Annotated in this window: 1 protein-coding gene; it reads left to right on the top strand. The window is 66.3% G+C overall.

The window, feature by feature from the left end; translation table 11 throughout:
- The coding region (locus MFF64_RS36560) for a flagellin (protein WP_273557212.1) at positions 1-122 on the top strand (122 nt) is incomplete at its 5' end.
- Between the last annotated feature and the right edge of the window lie 603 nt (positions 123-725).

Below are 725 nucleotides of genomic sequence, written 5' to 3'. Positions count from 1 at the left end.
ACGCGGATATCGAGGAGGAGTCGACGAAGCTGAAGGCGCTGCAGACGCAGCAGCAACTGGCGGTGCAGGCGCTGTCGATCGCCAACTCGTCGAGCCAGAACGTCCTCTCGCTCTTCCGCTAAGCGGGGAAGGGCGGTCCCGCAACGGGGGCCGCCGGACGATTGCCGGAACGGGAAGGGCCGCGCTCGGGTCGAGCGCGGCCCTTCTCGCGTCGTGGCAGTCGGGATCGGTCGGCCTGCAGCGTCTTGGTTAAGATATTTCCTACAATGCGGTGCCGTTCGCCAGGATCGGCCGCGCGCCGCTTGGTCTATCCACAGGTCGTTGCTGGAGGGATGATCGCCTCGACGGGACAGCGCAGGGCTCGTTTGGTTAAGCGCTTCGTAAGGCTATCAAGGCATTATCACCCCATCGAGCGGCGCCGCCACCGAACACTGGGGGCGCGGCCGAGGACAGGCCAGCGGATGGGTCTCGGGCGAGACCCAAGGACATGATGTCGGTCCGCTGATCCGGTGCGAGTCCGGAGGTGTGATTGCGCGGCGGCGGCTCCTCGCGAGGACCGTCCCGGCCCTCGACGATGCAAGCCCTCCTCCTCGAAGGGCCGGCAGGCCGCACCGGTGCAAGCCCGGTAAATCGAACTCTCCTCCCATCCCTCTCCAGCCGGAAGACAGATCCGTGACCAGCCTGCTGACCAACAACGCCGCGATGACGGCGCTGACGACGCTGAA

This window comes from Methylobacterium frigidaeris (genome assembly GCF_022179185.1).
GTDB lineage: Bacteria > Pseudomonadota > Alphaproteobacteria > Rhizobiales > Beijerinckiaceae > Methylobacterium > Methylobacterium frigidaeris.
Note: the sequence above shows the minus strand (reverse complement) of the source record. Positions and strands in the feature narration are given on the sequence as shown.